Origin of the sequence: Nocardioides aquaticus (assembly GCF_018459925.1) — a bacterium.
GTDB lineage: Bacteria > Actinomycetota > Actinomycetes > Propionibacteriales > Nocardioidaceae > Nocardioides > Nocardioides aquaticus.
In genome coordinates, this window is the sequence record NZ_CP075371.1 from 978529 (window position 1) to 997528 (window position 19000).

Annotated in this window: 18 protein-coding genes; 11 read left to right on the forward strand and 7 right to left on the reverse strand. The window is 75.9% G+C overall.

What is annotated here, in order from left to right; genetic code table 11:
* Window positions 1–142 precede the first annotated feature (142 nt).
* Both ENKNEFLB_RS04765 and ENKNEFLB_RS04770 read right to left on the reverse strand, forming a co-directional pair.
* Window positions 143–1345 carry a bifunctional glycosyltransferase family 2/GtrA family protein gene (locus tag ENKNEFLB_RS04765; RefSeq protein WP_246535843.1) on the reverse strand — a complete coding sequence of 401 codons (1203 nt, stop codon included), beginning with the start codon at window positions 1343–1345 and terminating at the stop codon, window positions 143–145.
* Window positions 1342–3414, reverse strand: a complete 2073-nt coding sequence (locus tag ENKNEFLB_RS04770) for a glycosyltransferase family 39 protein (protein WP_214058149.1) — start codon at window positions 3412–3414, stop codon at window positions 1342–1344. The genes ENKNEFLB_RS04765 and ENKNEFLB_RS04770 overlap by 4 nt, the downstream gene beginning before the upstream one ends.
* 172 nt (window positions 3415–3586) lie before the next feature.
* Here ENKNEFLB_RS04770 and ENKNEFLB_RS04775 point away from each other — a divergent pair, with 172 nt between their 5' ends.
* From ENKNEFLB_RS04775 to ENKNEFLB_RS04795, 5 genes are read left to right on the forward strand one after another with little or no spacing between them, the layout of a single operon-like run.
* Window positions 3587–4147, forward strand: coding sequence for an RNA polymerase sigma factor (locus ENKNEFLB_RS04775; protein WP_246535844.1), 561 nt, complete (start codon window positions 3587–3589; stop codon window positions 4145–4147).
* Window positions 4144–4839: a hypothetical protein gene (locus ENKNEFLB_RS04780; protein WP_214058150.1), complete on the forward strand. Its 696-nt coding sequence runs from the start codon at window positions 4144–4146 to the stop codon at window positions 4837–4839. The genes ENKNEFLB_RS04775 and ENKNEFLB_RS04780 overlap by 4 nt, the downstream gene beginning before the upstream one ends.
* A 38-nt stretch (window positions 4840–4877) precedes the next feature.
* The gene (locus ENKNEFLB_RS04785; protein WP_275955960.1) at window positions 4878–5438 is read left to right on the forward strand and encodes a nucleotidyltransferase family protein; all 561 of its coding nucleotides are present in this window, start codon (window positions 4878–4880) and stop codon (window positions 5436–5438) included.
* Between the two features lie 9 nt (window positions 5439–5447).
* Complete coding sequence (locus tag ENKNEFLB_RS04790; RefSeq protein ID WP_214058152.1) at window positions 5448–5951, forward strand: DUF3592 domain-containing protein; 504 nt, start codon at window positions 5448–5450, stop codon at window positions 5949–5951.
* A gap of 16 nt (window positions 5952–5967) precedes the next feature.
* Window positions 5968–6888, forward strand: coding sequence for an aminoglycoside phosphotransferase family protein (locus tag ENKNEFLB_RS04795; protein ID WP_214058153.1), 921 nt, complete (start codon window positions 5968–5970; stop codon window positions 6886–6888).
* Between the two features lie 34 nt (window positions 6889–6922).
* Here ENKNEFLB_RS04795 and ENKNEFLB_RS04800 read toward each other — a convergent pair whose 3' ends face one another.
* Window positions 6923–7300 carry a DUF2256 and DUF3253 domain-containing protein gene (locus tag ENKNEFLB_RS04800; RefSeq protein WP_214059323.1) on the reverse strand — a complete coding sequence of 126 codons (378 nt, stop codon included), beginning with the start codon at window positions 7298–7300 and terminating at the stop codon, window positions 6923–6925.
* Window positions 7301–7467: 167 nt separating this feature from the next.
* On the opposite strand from ENKNEFLB_RS04800, the gene ENKNEFLB_RS04805 reads away from it, so the two are divergent.
* The 6 genes from ENKNEFLB_RS04805 to ENKNEFLB_RS04830 all read left to right on the forward strand — a co-directional run bounded on the left by ENKNEFLB_RS04805 (window position 7468) and on the right by ENKNEFLB_RS04830 (window position 14050).
* Window positions 7468–8364 carry an AAA family ATPase gene (locus ENKNEFLB_RS04805; RefSeq protein WP_214058154.1) on the forward strand — a complete coding sequence of 299 codons (897 nt, stop codon included), beginning with the start codon at window positions 7468–7470 and terminating at the stop codon, window positions 8362–8364.
* The gene (locus ENKNEFLB_RS04810; protein WP_214058155.1) at window positions 8361–9509 is read left to right on the forward strand and encodes a vWA domain-containing protein; all 1149 of its coding nucleotides are present in this window, start codon (window positions 8361–8363) and stop codon (window positions 9507–9509) included. Before ENKNEFLB_RS04805 ends, ENKNEFLB_RS04810 begins: the two co-directional genes overlap by 4 nt.
* Window positions 9502–10623, forward strand: a complete 1122-nt coding sequence (locus ENKNEFLB_RS04815; RefSeq protein WP_214058156.1) for an XdhC family protein — start codon at window positions 9502–9504, stop codon at window positions 10621–10623. The genes ENKNEFLB_RS04810 and ENKNEFLB_RS04815 overlap by 8 nt, the downstream gene beginning before the upstream one ends.
* An 87-nt stretch (window positions 10624–10710) precedes the next feature.
* Window positions 10711–11883, forward strand: coding sequence for an iron-containing alcohol dehydrogenase (locus tag ENKNEFLB_RS04820; RefSeq protein WP_214058157.1), 1173 nt, complete (start codon window positions 10711–10713; stop codon window positions 11881–11883).
* Complete coding sequence (locus tag ENKNEFLB_RS04825; protein ID WP_214058158.1) at window positions 11880–13352, forward strand: MadS family sensor histidine kinase; 1473 nt, start codon at window positions 11880–11882, stop codon at window positions 13350–13352. Before ENKNEFLB_RS04820 ends, ENKNEFLB_RS04825 begins: the two co-directional genes overlap by 4 nt.
* Window positions 13349–14050: a MadR family response regulator transcription factor gene (locus ENKNEFLB_RS04830; RefSeq protein ID WP_214058159.1), complete on the forward strand. Its 702-nt coding sequence runs from the start codon at window positions 13349–13351 to the stop codon at window positions 14048–14050. Before ENKNEFLB_RS04825 ends, ENKNEFLB_RS04830 begins: the two co-directional genes overlap by 4 nt.
* A gap of 5 nt (window positions 14051–14055) precedes the next feature.
* Here the strand turns inward: ENKNEFLB_RS04830 and ENKNEFLB_RS04835 are convergent, their stop codons facing one another.
* From ENKNEFLB_RS04835 to ENKNEFLB_RS04850, 4 genes are all read right to left on the reverse strand, one after another.
* Window positions 14056–14928 (reverse strand): PDDEXK family nuclease, encoded by an 873-nt coding sequence (locus tag ENKNEFLB_RS04835; RefSeq protein ID WP_214058160.1) that lies wholly within the window; start codon window positions 14926–14928, stop codon window positions 14056–14058.
* Window positions 14929–15228: 300 nt separating this feature from the next.
* The gene (gene mftM / locus ENKNEFLB_RS04840; RefSeq protein ID WP_214058161.1) at window positions 15229–16173 is read right to left on the reverse strand and encodes a mycofactocin oligosaccharide methyltransferase MftM; all 945 of its coding nucleotides are present in this window, start codon (window positions 16171–16173) and stop codon (window positions 15229–15231) included.
* Window positions 16170–17720: a VWA domain-containing protein gene (locus tag ENKNEFLB_RS04845; protein ID WP_214058162.1), complete on the reverse strand. Its 1551-nt coding sequence runs from the start codon at window positions 17718–17720 to the stop codon at window positions 16170–16172. The genes mftM and ENKNEFLB_RS04845 overlap by 4 nt, the downstream gene beginning before the upstream one ends.
* A gap of 13 nt (window positions 17721–17733) precedes the next feature.
* Window positions 17734–18936, reverse strand: coding sequence for an AAA family ATPase (locus ENKNEFLB_RS04850; protein WP_214058163.1), 1203 nt, complete (start codon window positions 18934–18936; stop codon window positions 17734–17736).
* Between the last annotated feature and the right edge of the window lie 64 nt (window positions 18937–19000).

Sequence of the window (19000 nt, forward strand, 5' to 3'; positions counted from 1 at the left end):
GGAGCGGCCGGCAGGCCCCATTGTGGGGGGTACGGGGGTGCACCGTCCCCCGCACCGCCGAGATGACGCTCGCGGACAGCCGAGATGACGCTCGCGGCGCGTCGAGATGACGGTTCCGGCGCGCCGCACCCCTCGACGTCCCTCAGCGGAAGACCCAGTGCCGCAGCGCGACGAAGCGGAGCACGGTCACGGCGAGGTTCGCCGCGGTCAGCACCACCACCTCCAGCGCCGCGGAGCCGTTCGCCGACGAGGGCAGCGCCGCCAGCGCCAGGGACGTCACCACCAGGCCGGCACCGAGCACCACGAGTCCGCCGGCCTGGTGCTGCAACGCCCGGTCGGGTCCGCGTACCCCGAAGGTGAACCGTCGGTTGGCCGCAGTGTTGGCTACCGCGGTGAGCAGCAGCGCGAGCACGTTCGCGGCCTGCGGTCCGGCCGGCTCGCGCAGGACGAGGTAGAGCCCGGCGTACGCCAGCGTCGAGAGGACCCCGACGACCAGGAACACCGCGAGCTGGCTGCCCAGGCGCCCGCGTCCGGCGTCGGCGCTCGTATGCCCCAGCTGCTCGGCGACCTCGCGCAGCGGCAGCCGGCCGCGCAGCAGCGCCGTGCCGAGGCGGGCCACGCCGCGCAGGTCGTCACGGGCGGTGCGCCACACGTCGACCGTGCTCCCGGGGTCGTCGCGCCAGTCGACCGGCACCTCGTGGATCCGCAGGCCGGCCCGCTCGGCCAGGACCAGCAGCTCGGTGTCGAAGAACCAGCCCTCGTCCTCGACCAGGGGCAGCAGCTCGCGCGCCACCTCGCGGCGTACGGCCTTGAACCCACACTGGGCGTCGCGGAACCGCGTCCGCAACGACCCGCGCAGCAGCAGGTTGTAGCCCCGGCTGACCACCTCCCGCCGCGGCCCCCGCTCCACCCGGGAGCCCCGGGACAGCCGCGAGCCGACCGCCAGGTCGGAGTGCCCGCTGACCAGGGGCGCGACCAGCGGCAGCAGCGCGTTGAGGTCGGTGGACAGGTCGACGTCCATGTAGACCAGCACCGCGCTCCCGGACGTCGACCACACGCGGCGCAGCGCCCGTCCGCGGCCGCGCTCCTCGAGCCGCACCGAGCGGACCTCCGGGTACGCCGCGGCCAGCGTCCGCGCGATCTGCGGCGTCCGGTCGGTGCTGGCGTTGTCCGCCACGGTCACCGTGAAGCTCCACGGCATCCCGCGCAGGTGCTCCACCACCCGTCGCACGCTCTCGCCGAGCTGCTCCTCCTCGTCGAGCACCGGGATCACCACGTCGAGGACGGTGGCGGCCTCGGCCTGCGCCTTCCGGGCGCCCTCGCCGTGCAGGTCGACGGCGGTCACGCCGTGCCTCCCGACAGGTCGTAGAGCGTGGTGCCGTCCACGGTGGTGGCCGTGAAGGTCGCCTCCACCCAGTCGGTGATCTCGCTGCTGCCGTCCCCGCCGGGCGCCGTCCCGCCACCCTCGGTGGCCAGGAACCAGTGCACCTGCCCGTCGGCGACCAGCTCCTGGAACTCAGCCAGGGTCGGGCTCGGGTCGGAGCCGTTGAACCCACCGATCGGCATCACCGAGCGCTCCGTGGCCAGCTGGTAGCCGGAGGCGTTCATCGCACCGACCGTGGCGGCCACCCAGGTGTAGTCGTCGGCGTCCTCGAGCAGCACCGCCGTCAGCTCGGCGGACGGGGTGGTGGCGCTGAGCAGGCCGCCCCCGCCACGCGACGTCCCGCCCGTCGGGGGCGCACCGGTGGGACCGCCGGGCACCCCGCCGGGCGGGGGCGTGCCCGGGAACCCGCCCGTGCCGCCCCCGGGCATCCCGCCCGTGCCGCCCCCGGGCGTCCCGCCGGGGCCGCCCGCCGGCATCCCGGGCATCCCGCCGGGGCCGCCCATCCCGCCGGCGACCTCCGGGCCCGCGCTCGGGATGGAGCCGGTGTGCGGGGTCGCGGCGGTGTCGACGGCGTACGCCGCCGGGCCGCCCAGGGAGGCCAGGACCCCGATGGTCACCGCGGCGGCCACCAGGACCCGCGGCAGGAGGGACCGGACCGCGAGCCCGACGGCCGCGAGGAGGCCGCCGACGAGCACGACCCACCGCAGCCACGGCAGGAAGTCGGCGCTGCGCCCCAGCAGCACGAACGCCCACGAGGCCGTGGCCGCGACGGCCAGGCCGAGCAGCGCCGAGGCCGTCCGGGTCCGGGCCTGCCACAGCGCCCACGCGCCGGTGCCGACCAGCGCCGCGACGGCCGGCGCCAGCGCCACGCCGTAGTAGGCGTGGAAGATGCCGGCCATCAGGCTGAAGGTCAGCCCGGTGACCAGGAGCCAGCCGAGCCAGAGCAGGACCGAGGCGCGGGCCAGCGGGTGGCGCCGGGTGCAGGCGAGGGCGGTGAGGCCGAGCAGCAGCGCGGCCGGGACCAGCCAGGAGGCCTGCCCGCCGTTCTCGGCGTCGAAGAGGCGCAGCAGCCCGGTCTGGCCCCACCCGCCCCCGCCTCCGACGGACCCGGTCTCGTCACCCGTGAGCCGGCCGAGACCGTTGTAGCCCAGCGTCAGCTCGAGGATGGAGTCGCCCTGCGAACCCCCGACGTAGGGCCGCGACCCCGCCGGGACGAGCTCCACGACGGCCACCCACCAGCCGCCGGCCACGACCATCGCGCCGAACGCCACGAGCAGGTGGGCCAGGCGCCGCACCAGCGGCACCCCGGCGAGCAGGAGGTAGACCAGGGCGAGGGCGGGCAGCACCAGGAAGGCCTGCAGCATCTTGGTCAGGAAGGCCAGGCCGACCAGCGCGCCGCCGAGCGCGAGCCAGAGCGCCGGCCGCCCGGTCCGACCGGCCGCCACGGAACGGCCGGCCTCGACCCCGCGCAGCGTCGCCCACGCCGAGCCCGTCAGGAGCAGGGTCAGCAGGGCGTCGGGGTTGTCGAAGCGGAACATCAGCACGGCCACCGGGGTCAGCGCCATCGTCGCGCCGGCGAGCAGGGCGGCCTCGTCGGAGCCGGTGGTGCGCCGCACGACGCGGTGCAGCAGCGCGACGGTGGCGACCCCCATCAGCGCCTGGGGCACCAGCAGGCTCCACGACGACAGCCCGAAGAGGCGTACCGACAGCGCCATCGGCCACAGCGACAGCGGCGTCTTGTCCACCGTGATCGAGCCGGCCGCGTCGCTGGCGCCGTAGAAGAAGGCCGACCACGACTCCGAGCCGGCCTGCGCGGCCGCGGCGTAGAACGAGTTGCCCCAGCCGTTGGCGCCGAGGTCGACCAGGTACAGCGCGGCGGTCGCGAGCAGCAGGACGACGTACGCCGGGCGCGCCCACCGCGGGCGGTCGCCGCCGGGCGAGCCGAGATCGGACCCGGGCGTACGGGCGGGGGTCGGCGGACTGGCGGGAGGGACCGCCGGGAGCGGCGGGCGCATGTCGGTCGAGGTCATGGCGACCACGCTCGGCGGCGGCGCTGGCACGGGCGTGTGGTCGTGCTGTGGCGACGCTGTGAAGTCCGGAGCACGGGGCGAGACGCGCCGCAAACGTCACCTCGAGGCGCCGCGAGCGTCATCTCGGCTGTCCGCGAGCGTCACCTCGGCGGGGCTGTGCCAGGCTGGCCGCGTGGCGGGCGGGGACGGGTTCGAGGCCCGGGTGGAGCCGCTGCTCGAGCCGCTGCGGCGGTTCCTGGCGCGGCGTACCGACCCCGACACCGCCGAGGACGTGCTCGCCGAGACCCTGCTGGTGCTGTGGCGCCGCCGCGACGAGCTGCCGGTGGGGGAGGGTGCGCTGCCGTGGTCGTACGCCGTCGCCCGGCTGTGCCTGGCCAACGCCGACCGGTCCGCGCGCCGGCGTCGGCGCCTGGCCGCCCGGGTCGCGGTCGTCGACCCGCCCCCGAGCACCACCGACCACGCCGACCACGCCGACCACGCCGGGGACCCCGGTGACCCGCGCGCCGACCTCGTCGCGCCCGCCCTGGCCGCGCTGCCGGCGACCGACGCCGAGGTGCTGCGGCTCTGGGCCTGGGAGGAGCTGGCCCCCCGGGAGATCGCGGTGGTGCTCGGGACCACGGCGAACGCCGTCTCGTCGCGGCTGTCCCGCGCCCGCACCCGGCTGGCGGCCGAGCTCGCGCGACAGGACGACGCAGGTGCCGGACATAGGCCGACGACGAGGGGGGACCGATGACCGACGACGACCTGCGGGCGCTGCTGCGCGCCGCCGACCCGGCGCGTGCCCTGCCGCCCCTGACCGACACCGAGCGCACCCGTGCCCTGGAGGCCGCCATGACCGAGCACGACCCGCACCGCACGCCCGACGGGTACGCCACCCGGGAGGCCGGGACCCGCCACCGCCACCCGCTGACCTGGGTGGTCGCCGCGGCCGCCGTCCTGGTCGTCGCCGGCGTGGGGTGGGCCGGGGTGCGCGCGCTCGGCGGACCGGAGGAGGTCGCCGGTTCCGAGGCCGGTGCTCCCACCAGCACGGCGCCGACGGCCGACCCCGACCCGACGACCGACGTGCCGGGGCCGACCGGCGAGGCGGTCCGGCTCACCGTCCCCGACACGGGGCTCGGCGCGCGCTGCATGGTGCCGGACGCGCGGGTCCTGCAGAACCAGGACCTGGCCTTCGAGGGCACCCTGACCGAGTCCACCGACGCGGGCCTCGTCTTCGAGGTCGGCACCTGGTTCCGCGGCGGCGAGGCCGCGACGGTCGAGGTCGACCCCGTCGACGACCGCCTCCGCCAGCTGCTGCTCGCCCCCGAGTTCACCGAGGGCGACACCTACCTGGTGTCCGCCTCGGGCGGGTCCGTCACGCTCTGCGGCTTCAGCGGCGAGGCCGACCCGGGCCTGCGCGCGCTCTACGACCGGGCGTTCTCCTGAGAACCCCGGGCGGCGTCGGCGGTGCAGGCACGGCCGGGCTGCTCCTCGCCGCCGGTGCCGGCAGCCGGATGGGCCTGCCCAAGGCGCTGGTGCGCGACCCCGACGGCCGGCCCTGGCTCGACCGCGCGGTCGCCGTGCTCCGCGACGGCGGTTGCGACCGCGTCGTGGTCGTGCTCGGCGCGCGGGCCGAGGAGGCCCGTCCGCTGGTGCCCGCCGGGGCCGAGGTGGTCGTGGCCGACGGGTGGGCCGAGGGCCTCTCCGCCTCCCTGACCGCCGGCCTCACCCACCTCGGCCAGCCCGCCGACCAGCGGCCCGCGGCCGCGCTCGTGCTCCTGGTGGACCTGCCCGACCTCGTCCCCGCCGTCGTCGTCCGGCTGCTGCCGGAGGCGGCGCCCGGGGCGCTGGCCCGCGCGGCGTACGACGGGGAGCCCGGCCACCCGGTCGTGCTGGGCCGCGACCACTGGGCCGCGGTGACGGCCACCGCGGAGGGTGACGAGGGCGCGAGGGCGTACCTGCGGGCGCACCGCGCCGAGGTCCGCCTGGTCGAGTGCGGCGACCTCGCCACGGGGGCCGACCAGGACCGCCCGGCGCCCTCCTAGAATCAGCGTGTGACGCCCACGCACCTGCTGACCTCGCTGGCCTCGCTCTCGGCGCCGACCCTGCTCCCCGCCGCGCTCGAGCCGGGCGACGTCCGCGGGATCGTGTGGAGCATCCTGGCGACCGTCGTCGGCGTCGTCGCGCTGGTCCTCGGGGGGCGCCAGCTGCGCACCTGGGTCGCCGGCGGTCCGGTGCACCGGCAGTGGCCGACCGTGGAGGGCGTCGTGGTCGGCACGACGGGACGGCCGCGCGCGTTCACCGGGGAGCAGCGGGTCACCGAGGGCGCCCGCTACCGGGTGGTGCGGCACCCCGACCAGGACGGTGTGCAGACCGAGACGGCCGTCCCGCCGGCCGTACGCCGCCCGCACCCGTCCGGCGCCCCGGTCACCCTCCACGTCGACCCGTCCGGCCGGTCGACACCCGTGGCCGCGCACAGCCTGCTGCCGCGGATCGTGGCGCTGCTCGCCCTCGGCGTCGTCCTGCTCGGTGGCGTGCTCGTCCACTGGTTCTTCTGAGGGTGCGGCCCTGACGGTGCGCCTCCAGCCGCTCGCGCGGCGCCGGCTCGCGGGCCTCGGCGCCGCGGGTGAGTCCTGGCTGGCCGCGCTGCCCGGCCTGCTCGACGAGCTCGAGCAGGAGTGGGGCGTCCGGGTGGAGCGGCGCTCGCTGCCCGGCGGCAGCAACGGGCTGGTGGCCCCGGCCACGACGGCCGACGGGCAGGCGCGGGTCGTCAAGGTCGCCGCCCCCGGCGTCGACCTCGCCCGCCAGGCGGAGGTGCTGGGCGCGGCCGCGGGCCGGGGCCACGTCCGCCTGCACGCGCACGACCGGCGGCGCCAGGCGCTGCTGCTGGACGGCCTCGGGCGGTCGCTGGCGCAGACCCCGCTGCCGGTCGAGGACGTCGTCGCCGCCCTGACGGCGACCCTGGTCGAGGCGTGGGCCGCGCCGGCCCCGCCGCTGCCGGCGCGGGTCCGCGACCGCGCCGCCGACCTCGCCCGTGGCCTGGACGACCTCGCCGCCCGGTCCGAGCACGACGCGTCGCCCGCCGTCCTCGACCACGCCCGCCGGTGCGCCGCCCGCCGGTCCGCGGCGCACGACCCGGCCCGCTGCGTGGTCGCCCACGGCGACGCCCACCCCGCCAACCTCCTGCGCGCGCCGGACGCGCCCACCGGGTGGCTGCTGGTCGACGCCGAGGGCACGGTCGCCGAGCGGGCGTACGACGTGGGGGTCGCCCTGCGCGACCTCTCCTCGGCCCTGCAGGAGCCCCCGACGGCCGCAGGACGGCTGCGCGGCTGGTGCGTCCAGGCGGCCGCCGCGACCGGCACCGACCCCGACGCGGTGTGGGACTGGGCCTTCCTGGAGCGGGTCTCGACCGGCCTCTACGTCACCTCGATCGGCTCGCGCGCGGTCGGCCGCCCGATGCTCACCTCGGCCGCGGCGGTGCTCGCGGGGCGCTGAGCAGGCACCCCGGCAGCACCCGGTCCGGGACGGGTCAGGCCCGGCGGATCCGGATCGCGCCCTTGGCGGTGGACGGGTCGACGACCTTCCCGCCCTGGGTGACGACGACCTCGCCCGCGGCCACCATCCGGCGCGCGGCGCGGCGGGCCGGCTCCATCAGCTCGCGCCAGCCCTCGTCGTCGGTGGGCCCGACCGCGCGGGCCGCGTCGGAGGGGCAGATCGTCTTCCCGCGGGCGCGGGCGGCGAGCAGGTCGCGGATGCTCTGCTCGAGCGCCTCGTCGGTACGGCTGACGCCCCGCTTGCGGCAGGCCGTGGAGCAGTAGCGCACCTGGTCCCAGTCGCGCTCCCACTTCTTGCGCCACTCGATGGTGCGTCCGCACGACGCGCAGGTCTTCGGCTCCGGGGTGCTCACCGCTGCAGTCTGCCCGCGCGCCGCGGGCCCGCGCGGGTGGTCCCGTCCGCCCTGGGGGCGCCGCGAGCGTCACCTCGAGGCGCCGCGAGGGTCATCTCGGCTGTCCGCGAGCGTCATCTCGGCGGTGACCAACCACACGCCAACAGCCCCCGACCTAGGTTGTGAGCATGGTGACACTGGCGTCCTCCCCGGACCTGTCCCCGGCCTCCATGGCCGAGCGCCTGCGCGGGACGGGCTACCTCGCCGACGCCGAGCTGGCGACGGTGGCCTTCCTGGCCGTCAAGATGCAGCGCCCGCTGCTGCTCGAGGGCGAGCCCGGCACCGGCAAGACCGCTCTCGCGGAGGCGCTTGCGGAGTCGTTCGGGCTCCCGCTGGTGCGGCTGCAGTGCTACGAGGGGATCGACGCCAGCCAGGCCCTCTACGACTGGGACTTCCCGCGCCAGGTGCTCCACCTGCGCGCGCTCGAGGCCGCCGGCGGTGCGGGCAGCGGGGTCGAGGAGGCCGAGAAGAGCCTGTACGACGAGCGCTTCCTGCTGGCCCGCCCGATCCTCGCCGCGCTCCAGCAGAGCCCCGCGGTGCTGCTGGTCGACGAGGTCGACCGCGCCGACGACGAGTTCGAGGCGTTCCTGCTGGAGGTGCTCTCGACCTACCGGGTCTCCATCCCCGAGCTCGGCACGGTCGCGGCGACCGAGCCGCCGCTGGTGGTGCTCACCTCCAACCGCACCCGCGAGCTGCACGACGCCCTGAAGCGTCGCTGCCTCTACCACTGGATCGACCACCCCGGCCTCGAGCGCGAGGTCGAGATCATGCGCTCGCGCGCGCCCGAGATCGGCCACGTGCTGGCCCGCCAGGTCGTCTCGCTGGTCCAGGACCTGCGCGCGCGCGACGACCTCGAGAAGCCGCCGGGCGTCGCGGAGACCCTCGACTGGGCCCGCGCCCTGGCCCACCTCGGCGCGACCGAGCTCGACCTCGAGACCTCCGCGGCCACGCTCGGGGCGCTGGTGAAGTACCGCGAGGACGCCGACAAGGTCCGCCACGCCCTGGACCAGGTGATGCGCACATGACGGTCTCGGTCAGCGCCGGGCTCCTGGGCCCCGGACCCGACGAGATCCTGCTGGCCTTCACCACCGCGCTCCGCGCGGCGGGCGTGCCGGTGACCTCCGACCGCTCCCAGACCTTCCTGGCCGCCACGTCGGTGGTCGGGCTCGACGACGTCTCGGCGACCTACGCCGCGGGGCGCGCGACGCTGTGCGGCTCGCCCGACGACCTCGACCGCTACGACCAGGTCTTCGAGGCGTTCTTCGACCACCGGGCCGGGCTGCCCCGCGCCCGGAACGCCTCCCCGCCCGACCGGGCGGTGCCGACCACGCTGCCCCTCGACGACCCCGCCGGCGGCGGTGCCGGCGAGGAGGAGGCCGACGACGTGGTGCGGGCCAAGGCCAGCGGCGCCGAGGTGCTGCGCCACCGCGACGTCGCCACCCTCGACGCCGGGGAGAAGAGCCGGCTGGCGGCCATGTTCGCCACCCTCCAGCCGCGCCCGCCCCGCCGCCGCACCGCGCGGCACCAGCGCTGGCACCGCGGCGAGGTCGACGCCTCGCGCACGCTGCGGGCCAGCCTGCGCCGCCTCGGCGAGCCGACCGAGATCGTGTGGCGCCGCCGCACCACCAAGCCGCGCCGGGTGGTCCTGCTGGTCGACGTCTCCGGCTCGATGAGCGGGTACGCCGACGCGCTGCTGCGCCTGGCCCACCGCACCACCACGGTGCTGGCGGCCCGCGGCGGCCAGGTGGAGACCTTCACCGTCGGCACCCGGCTGACCCACCTGACCCGCGCGATGCGGCTGCGCGACCCCGAGCGCGCGCTGGTGGCCGCCGGGGACGCCGTCTCCGACTGGTCCGGCGGGACCCGCCTGGGCGAGACGCTCAAGGTGTTCGTGGACCGGTGGGGCCGGCGCGGGCTGGCCCGCGGCTCGGTCGTGGTGATCTTCAGCGACGGCTGGGAGCGCGGCGACTGCCGGCTGCTGGGCGAGCAGGTGGCCCGGCTGCGGCGCGTCTCGCACCGCGTGGTCTGGGTCAACCCCCACCGCGGCAAGGACGGCTACGAGCCGGTGCAGGCCGGCGTGCTGGCCGTGCTGCCCCACGTCGACGACTTCCTGGCCGGGCACTCCCTGGCGACGTTCTCCGAGCTGGTGGAGGTGGTGGCCCGTGCGTGAGGTCCTCGAGGAGCTGATGACCTGGTGGGAGGCCGGCGAGACCGTCGGCGTCGGCACCGTCGTCGCGACGTTCCGCTCCGCGCCCCGCCCCCCGGGCGCCTCCATGCTGGTCGGCCCCGACAAGTCCGCGGTCGGCTCCGTCTCCGGCGGCTGCGTCGAGGGCGCGGTCTACGACCTCGCCGGCACCGTCGTCGGCACCGGCGAGGCCGTGCTGGAGCGCTACGGCGTCTCCGACGACGACGCCTTCGCCGTCGGCCTGACCTGCGGCGGGATCCTCGACGTGTTCGTCGAGAAGGTCTCGAGGGAGACCTTCCCCGAGCTCGGGGAGATCGCCGACGACATCCGGTCCGGTCGCCCGGTCGCCCTGGCCACCGTGGTCGACCACCCGGACCCCGCCTGGGTCGGGCGCCGGCTGGTGGTCCGTCCCGACGAGGCCGGCGCCGGCTTCGGGATGGGCTCGGCGCGCGCCGACGACGCCGTACGGGACGACGCCCTCGGGCTGCTCGCCGCCGGCACCAACGCGACGCTGACCTACGGCCCCGACGGGGAGCGCCGCGGCGAGGGCATGCGGGTCTTCGTGTGGGGCTTCGCCCCGAAGCCGCGGATGCTGGTCTTCGGCGCGATCGACTTCGCCGCCGCGGTGGCCCGGGTGGGGGCGTTCCTCGGCTACCACGTCACCGTGTGCGACGCCCGGCCCGTGTTCGCCACCCGCAGCCGCTTCGCCCACGCCGACGAGGTCGTCGTCGACTGGCCGCACCGCTACCTCACCGCCGAGCAGGAGGCCGGCCGCGTGGACCAGCGCACCGTGGTCACGGTGCTGACCCACGACCCCAAGTTCGACGTCCCCCTGCTCGAGGTGGCGCTGCGCCTGCCCGCGGTCGCCTACGTCGGGGCGATGGGCTCGCGGCGCACCCACGACGACCGCACCGAGCGGCTGCGCGAGGCCGGTCTCACCGACGAGGAGCTCGCCCGGCTCTCCAGCCCGATCGGCCTGGACCTCGGCGCGCGCACGCCCGAGGAGACCGCGATCAGCATCGCCGCCGAGATCGTCGCCGCCCAGTGGGGCGGCACGGGCGACCGCCTGGCCACCCGCGCCGGCCGGATCCACCACTAGGCCCGCCGTGCACCCCGACGACGCACGCACCTCGACGGCCCCGCCCCGCGGGCGTAGGTTGACCGCACCTGCCCGGGGGAGCCACCGATGACCGTCACCGACGCGCGTCGCCAGGGCGTGGTGAAGTTCCACGCCCCCGAGCTGGTCGTCGGTCACGGTTCGCTGGCCGAGGCCGGCTTCAGCGCCGCCCGGCTGGGCGCGCGTCGGCCCTTCGTGGTCACCGACCCCGGCATCATCGAGGCCGGCTGGGCCGACGAGCTGCTGGGCCACCTCCGCGACGCCGGGCTGGACCCCGTGCTGTGGCACGCGCTGACGCCGAACCCCAAGGACCACGAGGTGCGCGCGGCGTTCGCGCGCTACGTCGAGTCCGGCGCCGACGTGGTGGTCGGGATCGGCGGCGGCTCGGTGATCGACGCCGCCAAGGGCGTCGCGGTGCTGCAGGGCAACGGCGGCGACATCCTCGACTACGCCGGCGTCGACCGGGCCACCCGGCCGATCCCGCCCCTGGTGATGATCCCCAGCACGTCGGGCACCGGCGCCGACGTCTCGCAGTTCTGCATCGTCACCGACACCGAGCGGTCGGTGAAGATCACGATCATGGGACGGGCCCTGGTGCCCGACATCTCGATCACCGACCCCCGGCTGCTGGTGACGATGCCCGAGGACCTCAACGCCGCCACCGGGCTGGACGCGCTCACCCACGGCATAGAGTCGTACGTCTCGCTGGCCCACAACCCGCTGGCCGACGTGCACGCGCTGAACGCCGTCGGGCTGGTCTGCCGCCACCTGCGCTCGACGATGACCCACCCGCGCTCGGAACCGGCCCGCGCCAAGATGGCGCAGGCCAGCCTGGAGGCCGGCCTGGCCTTCACCAACGCGATCCTCGGCGCCACCCACGCGATGAGCCACCAGGTCGGCGGGCTGCTCGACGCGCCGCACGGCGTGGTCAACGGGGTGCTGCTGCCGCACGTGATCCGCTACAACGCCCGCGCCACCCCGGACCGGTTCGTGGCGCTGGCCGCCCAGGCCGGGCTGCCGGTCTTCGGGATGCCCGGGGAGGAGGCCGCCGAGCTGCTCGCCGAGCACGTGCGGCGGCTGGCCGACGACGTCGGCGTCCCGCGCGGGCTGCGCTCGCTGGGGGTCACCGAGGAGGACGTCCCCGGTCTGGCCGTGACGACGCTCGGCGACGCCTGCCTGAGCACCAACCCCCGCCTGGCGTCGGCCGCCGACGTCGAGGCCCTGTTCCGCGCGGCGCTGTGAGCGGCCAGCCGGTCGGCCCGACCCGGTCCGACCCGCCGCGCCCGGACCCGCCGCGCCCGGACCTGGCCACGCTGACCGGGGTGCGCTCCGGCAAGGGGTCCTACTACCGCGCCTACGTCCGCTCCGACGAGCGGCTGCAGCAGGCCGTCCGGGCGATGGACTCGATCTCGCGGGCGCTCGTGCGCACCGTCCAGGGCCCCCGGGGGCTGCTCGAGGAGGTCGTCCGCGCGGTCGGCACCCACCTGGCCGCCGAGTGGGTCGTGCTGGCCCTGGCCGACGGCCAGCTGCCCGGTGCGCGACCCCGCTTCCTGGTCCTGCACCGCGACGGGGTGCCCGTCGACGACGAGCGGCTGCTGCCCCCGCCGGTACGGCGCGAGCTGGGCGCCGTGCGCGCCGGGCACGCCCGCCACACCGACGACTCCGGGTGGGTCCGTGTCCCGATGTCGCTGGAGGGCCGCCCGATCGGCAGCCTCGCCGCCCGGCACGGCCTCGCCGTCGACCCCGAGCCCAGCGACCTGTCGGTGCTGCGGATCCTGGCCAACCAGGCCGCGGTCTCCCTGCACACCTCCGAGCAGTACCAGGCCGGCGTCGCGCTGCACCGCCGCGCCCAGCGGGTCTACGACGAGGCGCAGGCCCAGGCCCGCGACCTCGCGCTGCGCACCGACGAGCTCCGCCGCGTCGAGCAGCGGCTCCTGCTGGCCCACCAGCGCGAGATCGTCGACGCCGAGCGGCACCGGATCGCCCGCGAGCTGCACGACAGCGTCACCCAGTACGTCCTGTCGGCCGGCATGCAGCTCGAGGTCGCCCGCGGTGAGCTCGCGGCGCTGGGGGCCGGCGCGGCCACGGCGACGGTCTCGGTGGCCACGGCCAAGCAGCTCGCGGCCCAGGCCGTCGAGCAGCTCCGCCGGGCGATCTACGCCCTCAGCCAGTCCTCGCGCGACACCGTCTCCACGCTGCCCGAGCTGCTGGCCGACGTCGCCGAGCACCACCGCGGCCACCTCAAGGTCCAGGTCCGGGTCGAGGGCGACGTCCAGGGGCTGCCGGCCGACGCCGACCACGAGATCGCCCGCGCGGTGGCCGAGGCGCTGTTCAACACCGCCACCCACGCCCGCGCCACCCGCGCGGTGGTGCGGCTGCGGTACGCCCCCGACGAGCTGCGGGTGCACGTGGCCGACGACGGCTGCGGCGACCCCACGACGCTGAGCCGGGTGCTGCGCGTGCAGCGCACCGACACCAGCGGCCGGCACCGGGGGCTGGCCAACATCGAGAGCCGGGTCCTCGAGCTCGGCGGCCGGATCGCGTTCCGCCGCGCCCGGCTGGGGGGCGTGCGCATCGAGCTGCGCGTGCCGCTGCCGATCGACCTCCCGGCCACCGCGGGCACCATCTCGGGCCTGCTCGACACCGCCGCGTCCGCGACGCCGCGCCCCTCCGTACCACCCGTGCACGACCATCCAGGGAGCACCGCATGAGTCCCACCTCGACCCGACCCCGTACGCCCGACGCCGCCGGCGGGACCACGCCGGCGGCTCCGGTGCGGATCATGCTCGTCGACGACCACGCGATCGTCCGGCAGGGACTGCGCTCGATCCTGGGCCGCGAGTCCGACCTCGAGGTGGTCGCCGAGGCCTCGACCGCACCCGAGGCGCTGGTCGTCGTGCGCCACGCCCGCCCGCAGATCGTGCTGCTCGACCTCAAGCTCTCCACCTCCTCCGACGCCGAGGGCCTCGAGCTGTGCGCGCAGCTGGTGGCCGAGCACCCCGAGGTGCGGGTGCTGGTGCTGACCACGTTCCTCGACGAGCAGCTGGTGCTGACCGCGATCCGGCTCGGTGCGAAGGGCTACGTCGTCAAGGACGTCGACACCACCGGCCTGATCCGCGCCATCCGCGACGTCGCCCGCGGCGAGAGCGCCTTCGACCCCCGCTCGGCCGCGGCGATGGTGCGGGGCCTGAATGCCCCGGCGCCCCAGGAGACCACCTCCTCGCTGACGGCCCGCGAGACCGAGGTGATGGCCCTGCTGGCCCGGGGCCAGTCCAACGGCGAGATCGGGAGGTCGCTCTACATCTCCGAGACCACCGCGAAGTTCCACGTCGGCAACATCCTGCGCAAGCTCGGCGTCTCCCGGCGCGCCGAGGCGGTCTACGAGGCCAGCAAGCTCGGCGTGATCTGAGCCGCTCACGCGCCGGCGTGCCACCGTTCGAGCGCCTCGCGCTCGGTGATCTCGGCCTCGACCCACGGCGCCGGCGGGGTGACGACCCAGCGCCGCGGACCGCGCGAGACCAGGGCCCGCGCCCGGGCGCGGACCAGGCGGGCCACGACCAGGTCGGGGTCGTGCAGGTCCCGGCCGGTCACCCGGGTGACCTCCAGGCCGGCGTCCCGGAGGTCCTCGTCCTTGACGGCGTCGCGCGACGACCGACGGTCACCGCGGTGCTCTGCGCCGTCGTACTCCACGACGAGCCCGGCCTCCTGGTCGAGCAGGTCGGCGACCCCGAGGAGGCGACCGGCCGGGTCCCGCACGGCGCAGTTGACCAGGACCGCGGCGGGCAGGCCCGCGCGGCCGACGGCGAGGAGCCGTAGACGGGTCTCGGCGGGGGAGCGGCTGTGCTCGGAGGCGAGACGAAGCGCCGCCCGTACCTGACGCAGCCCGGGCAGCCCCGGTCGGGCCAGGAGCTCGCGCGCGAGGCGTACGGGGCTGCTGATCGCGGCGGCCATCGCCATGTCGGCTGCCACGACCGCCTCGACGAGGTCGGGAGCCAGCCGCATCGCGTCGACGACCGCGCGGTCGCGTCGGGTGCGGCGGGCTGGCCCGCGGGTCACCTGCTCGGGCCCGAGACGGGTACGGACGACCAGTGCACCCGCCCCGGGGCGGAGCCGGGCGACGGGTCCGAGGTCGAGGGGGACCGGGAGGCGGGTCCGTCCGTCCGGGGCGAGCCCGTCGAAGAAGCTCCCGCCCCACAAGCGGCAGGCGGCCCACCCCGTCACAGCACCCCCGGGCGGCAGCCGGGCGGCCTGCTCGGCGATCCGCTGCTCGGGCAGCTCGTCGCTCACGCTGCTCGGGACGAACAAGCCTCGCGACGTCCGCCGCCAGCCCGGTCCGGCAGCCTGGCCACGCGTCGGCCCCGCCCGGCCCGCGGGGTCGACCGGGACCGGGTGGACGACGTCGTCCCGGGGCGGGCATCGGGGGTCCCAGCGGTGCATCCCCCGAGCCTGTCGGGTCGTGGGGCGAGCTGCCGCGCTCGTCCACAGGGTTCCCGTCCGCGTTGACACCGCACGCAGGCGCCGCGCCCTCCAGGACCTGCGAGCGGTGTCAACGCGGGGCGTACCCCTGTGGAGGACCCTCCGGGTGCCTCAGCGGTCGAGGACCAGCCACCCGCCGTGGTGCTCGTCGACGGCGTACGCCCGGGCGCGGCCGTCGCGGACGGCGGCCTCGCCCCAGGTGACCAGGTCGGCGACGCCGACGGTCCGGACGTGGCCCCAGGTCTCGTCGGCCTCGTCCTCGAGGGGAACCGCGACGACCACGCGGTGGCGGGCCAGGCGCAGCGCCTCGGCGACGACGCGGTCGCCGTGGTCGGGCTCGAGGTGCTCGAGCAGGTGCAGGGCCAGGACGGTGTCGGCGCCACGGTCCGGGCCGGGGTAGTGGGCGGCGTCGGCGACCACGGTCGTCAGCGGCACCGCCAGGCGCGTGGCCACCCGGTCGAGCAGCGCCACGGTGCCGGACGAGACGTCGGAGGCGGTCACCCGCCACCCGGCGCGGGCCAGGCGCAGCGAGAGGAACCCGAAGCAGGAGCCCAGCTCGAGGACGTCGTGCCCGACGACCAGGGAGGTGGCGCGCTCGTAGACCGGGGCGTACTCCTCGATGGTGCCGTGCCCGGAGCCGCCGGCCGCCACGGCCGAGTCCCGCGCGACCTCCTCCTCCACGCGCGCCATCGTCGCGCGGTAGAACCCCTCCCAGGCCGTCAACGGGTCGGCCTCGCCCGAGAGCACGATCCCGGTGAAGAGCCGCTCGAAGAGGTCGGCGCCGCGCAGCCAGCCCGGTCCGAACAGCTCGGCCGCCAGCAGCCCGGCCAGGTCGTCGTCGACCTCGGCGGGGGCGAGGACGTGCTCCAGGTGGACCAGGTCGCCGCGGACCGCGAGGTCGAAGTGCGTCGTACGCACGGTGCGCAGCGCCCGGCGCGGACGCTGCGGCCCGACGGCCCGCACCTCGACCAGGCCGTCGCGGTAGACGCCCCGCTCGCCCGGGAGGGCGGGGGCGAGGGGGTCGATCGGCGGCACGGGGCCGGGGGCCAGGCTCACGACGCCCCCGTCACCCGCAGCGAGGTCGACGCCTTCTCCAGCCCGGACAGGTTGCGCACGACCTGGACCCGGTCGCAGTACTCGGCGTAGGCCGGCAGGTCGCACCCGCCCAGGCCCCAGCTGTAGCGGGGCTCCGGGGTGAGCCAGATGGTCGACCGGGCGCGGCGGGTGAGCTCCTCAAAGGCGCGCATGCCGGGGTCGTTGCCGTTGCCGCGCCCGTCGCCGAGGACCAGCAGGGTCGTGCGGCGGGTGACCACGGAGCCGTACTGCTCGAGGAAGGTCTCGAACGCCGAGCCGTAGTCGGAGTCGGCGTCCACGTCGAGCACGCCGCCCGCGGGCAGGCCGGCCATCACCAGCGACAGCGCCTCCTCGATCCGGTGCTCGGCGAAGAGGTCGCTGATCTCGACGAGGTCCTGGACGAAGGCGAAGCTGCGCACGGACGCGGCCACCGACTGCAGGCTGTGCACGAGGTGGAGGGTGAAGCGGGCGGTCGAGCGGACCGAGAGCGAGACGTCGGCCAGCACCAGCAGGCGCGGCCGGTCCTCGACCTTGGCCACGGTCACCGGACGGAAGGGGACGCCGTCGTACTTCATGTTCGAGCGCATCGTGCGCCGGCCGTCGACGACGCCCCGGGCGGCCGCGCGACGCCGCGGGCGGGGCGCGCCGTGCAGGCTGCGCAGCAGGCGCCGCAGCGCCTCCTCGAGGTCGGCGCGCTCGCGCTCGTCGACGGTCTCGGCCTGGGCGGCCTCGATCTCGCGGCCCTCCAGGTCGCGGTCCAGCGACATCAGCCGCTCGAGGTGGTCGCGCAGGGTCTCGGGCAGCTTCTCCATCCACGGGGCCAGCGCCTCGCGGAGGGCGGCCAGGCTGGCGCCCTTCTCGTCGTCGGTCGTGTCCTCCTCGGAGATCTCGTTGACCCGCTCGTCGATCCACGACAGCAGCGCGATCTCCTCGGCCACCGACAGCTCGACGTCCAGGCGCAGCCCGGGGGCCGAGACGAGGTCGCCGGGGTTGCCGGGGTTGTGCATCCGGCTGGTCGACAGCTGGACCCGGGCCATCTCGCCGGCCTGGTCGGTGGTGTCGTTGGACAGCACGATCTCGTCGGTCAGCGCCGCGACGTCGATCTTGTTGGCCTCCTGGTGCAGGTTGAACTGCTGGGCCATGTCCTCGGGCTTGAAGAACTCCTTGATGTCGTCGGGCTTGCCGTGCGAGTGGCCGTCCTCGGGGACGTCGCCGGGCTCCTCCGAGAGCGTGAAGTCGTGCAGGTCGCCGTCGTCGGTGAGGTCGTCGTGGGCGTGGCCGTGACCGTGGCCGGTCTCGTCCTCGACGACGGCGCGCAGGCCGAAGAACTTGTCGAAGACGTCGTCGAAGACCTCCTGGTCGCGGCGGTCCTTGACCAGGCTCACCGCGAGCGCGGCGTGCAGCACGCTCCGCTGCTCGAGCACGCTGGGCTGGGCCACGGCGTGCATGGCGTCGATCACCTCGGCGGTGCTGATCCGGACCCCGTGCAGCCGCAGCAGGCGGACGAAGCGGTGCAGCGCGCCCTCCACGAGCCGGCGCCCCTCAGACCGGCCGGCGGCGGGTGGGGAACGAGCGGGCGCCCTGGCTGCTGGGGACCTTCTTGGCCGGGGCGCTGCCGGCGGGCTTGGTCGGCCGCCCGTTGTAGCCGCCCTCGTGCCGCCCGGGCTGGTCCTTGGCCGCGCGCTTGGCCTTGCCGTCGACGTCGCCGTCGTCGGCCACCGGGGTCCGCGCGGGCGCGGCCGGGGCGGGCTCGTCGTCGTGGCCGTGGCCGTGACCGTGGCCGTGACCGGTCAGCGAGTCGGGCACCGTCGCGTTCGGGTCGACCATGCGCGGGATCGCGTCGAGGGCCTTGGTGAGGTCGCGCTCGTACTTCACGACGACGTTGAGGGTGGAGGAGAGGACCTCGGCGGTCAGCTCCTCGACACCCAGGACCGCCAGCGTGCGGGCCCAGTCGATGGTCTCGGAGATGCTCGGCGCCTTGCGCAGCTCCAGCTCGCGCAGGGAGCGCACGATGCCCACCAGGCGTACGGCCAGCGACTCCGACAGCCCGGTGTCCTTGGAGCGGATGATCTCCAGCTCGCGCTGGGCGCCGGGGTAGTCCAGGAACAGGTGCAGGCAGCGCCGCTTGAGCGCCGCGGACAGGTCGCGGGTGTTGTTGGAGGTGAGCACGACGTACGGCTTGTGCTTGGCCACGACCGTGCCGATCTCCGGGATGGAGATCTGGAACTCGGCCAGCAGCTCGAGCAGCACCGCCTCCAGGGCCTCGTCGGCCCGGTCGACCTCGTCGATCAGCAGCACGCAGGGCTGGTCGGAGTCGATCGCCTCGAGCAGCGGTCGGGGGGCCAGGAAGCGCTCGGAGAAGAACACCGAGTCCTGGGCCGCGATCTTGTCGACGGCCTCGGCCAGCGTGTTCGTGTCGGCGACGACCTGGCCGATCTTCTCGCGCAGGATCTGGGTGTAGAGCAGCTGCTTGCCGTAGTCCCACTCGTAGAGCGCCTTGGTCTCGTCCTGGCCCTCGTAGCACTGCAGCCGCAGCAGCCGGCGCCCCGTGGCCTGGGCCAGGCTCAGCGCGAGCTGCGTCTTGCCGACCCCCGCGGGTCCCTCGAGCAGCACCGGCTTGTCGAGCCGGGTCTGCAGGAAGACCGTCGTGGCCAGCCGGTCGTCGACCAGGTAGCCGTGCTCGGCGAAGCGGGCCTTGGTGTCGGCGACGTCGGCGAAGTCGGGGGCGGGGTCGGCGAGGGTCAACGTCAGCTCCGGGAAGTGGTGGGGGTGGTGGTGCGGGAGACGGGTCGGGCGGCGCCGCGGTGCG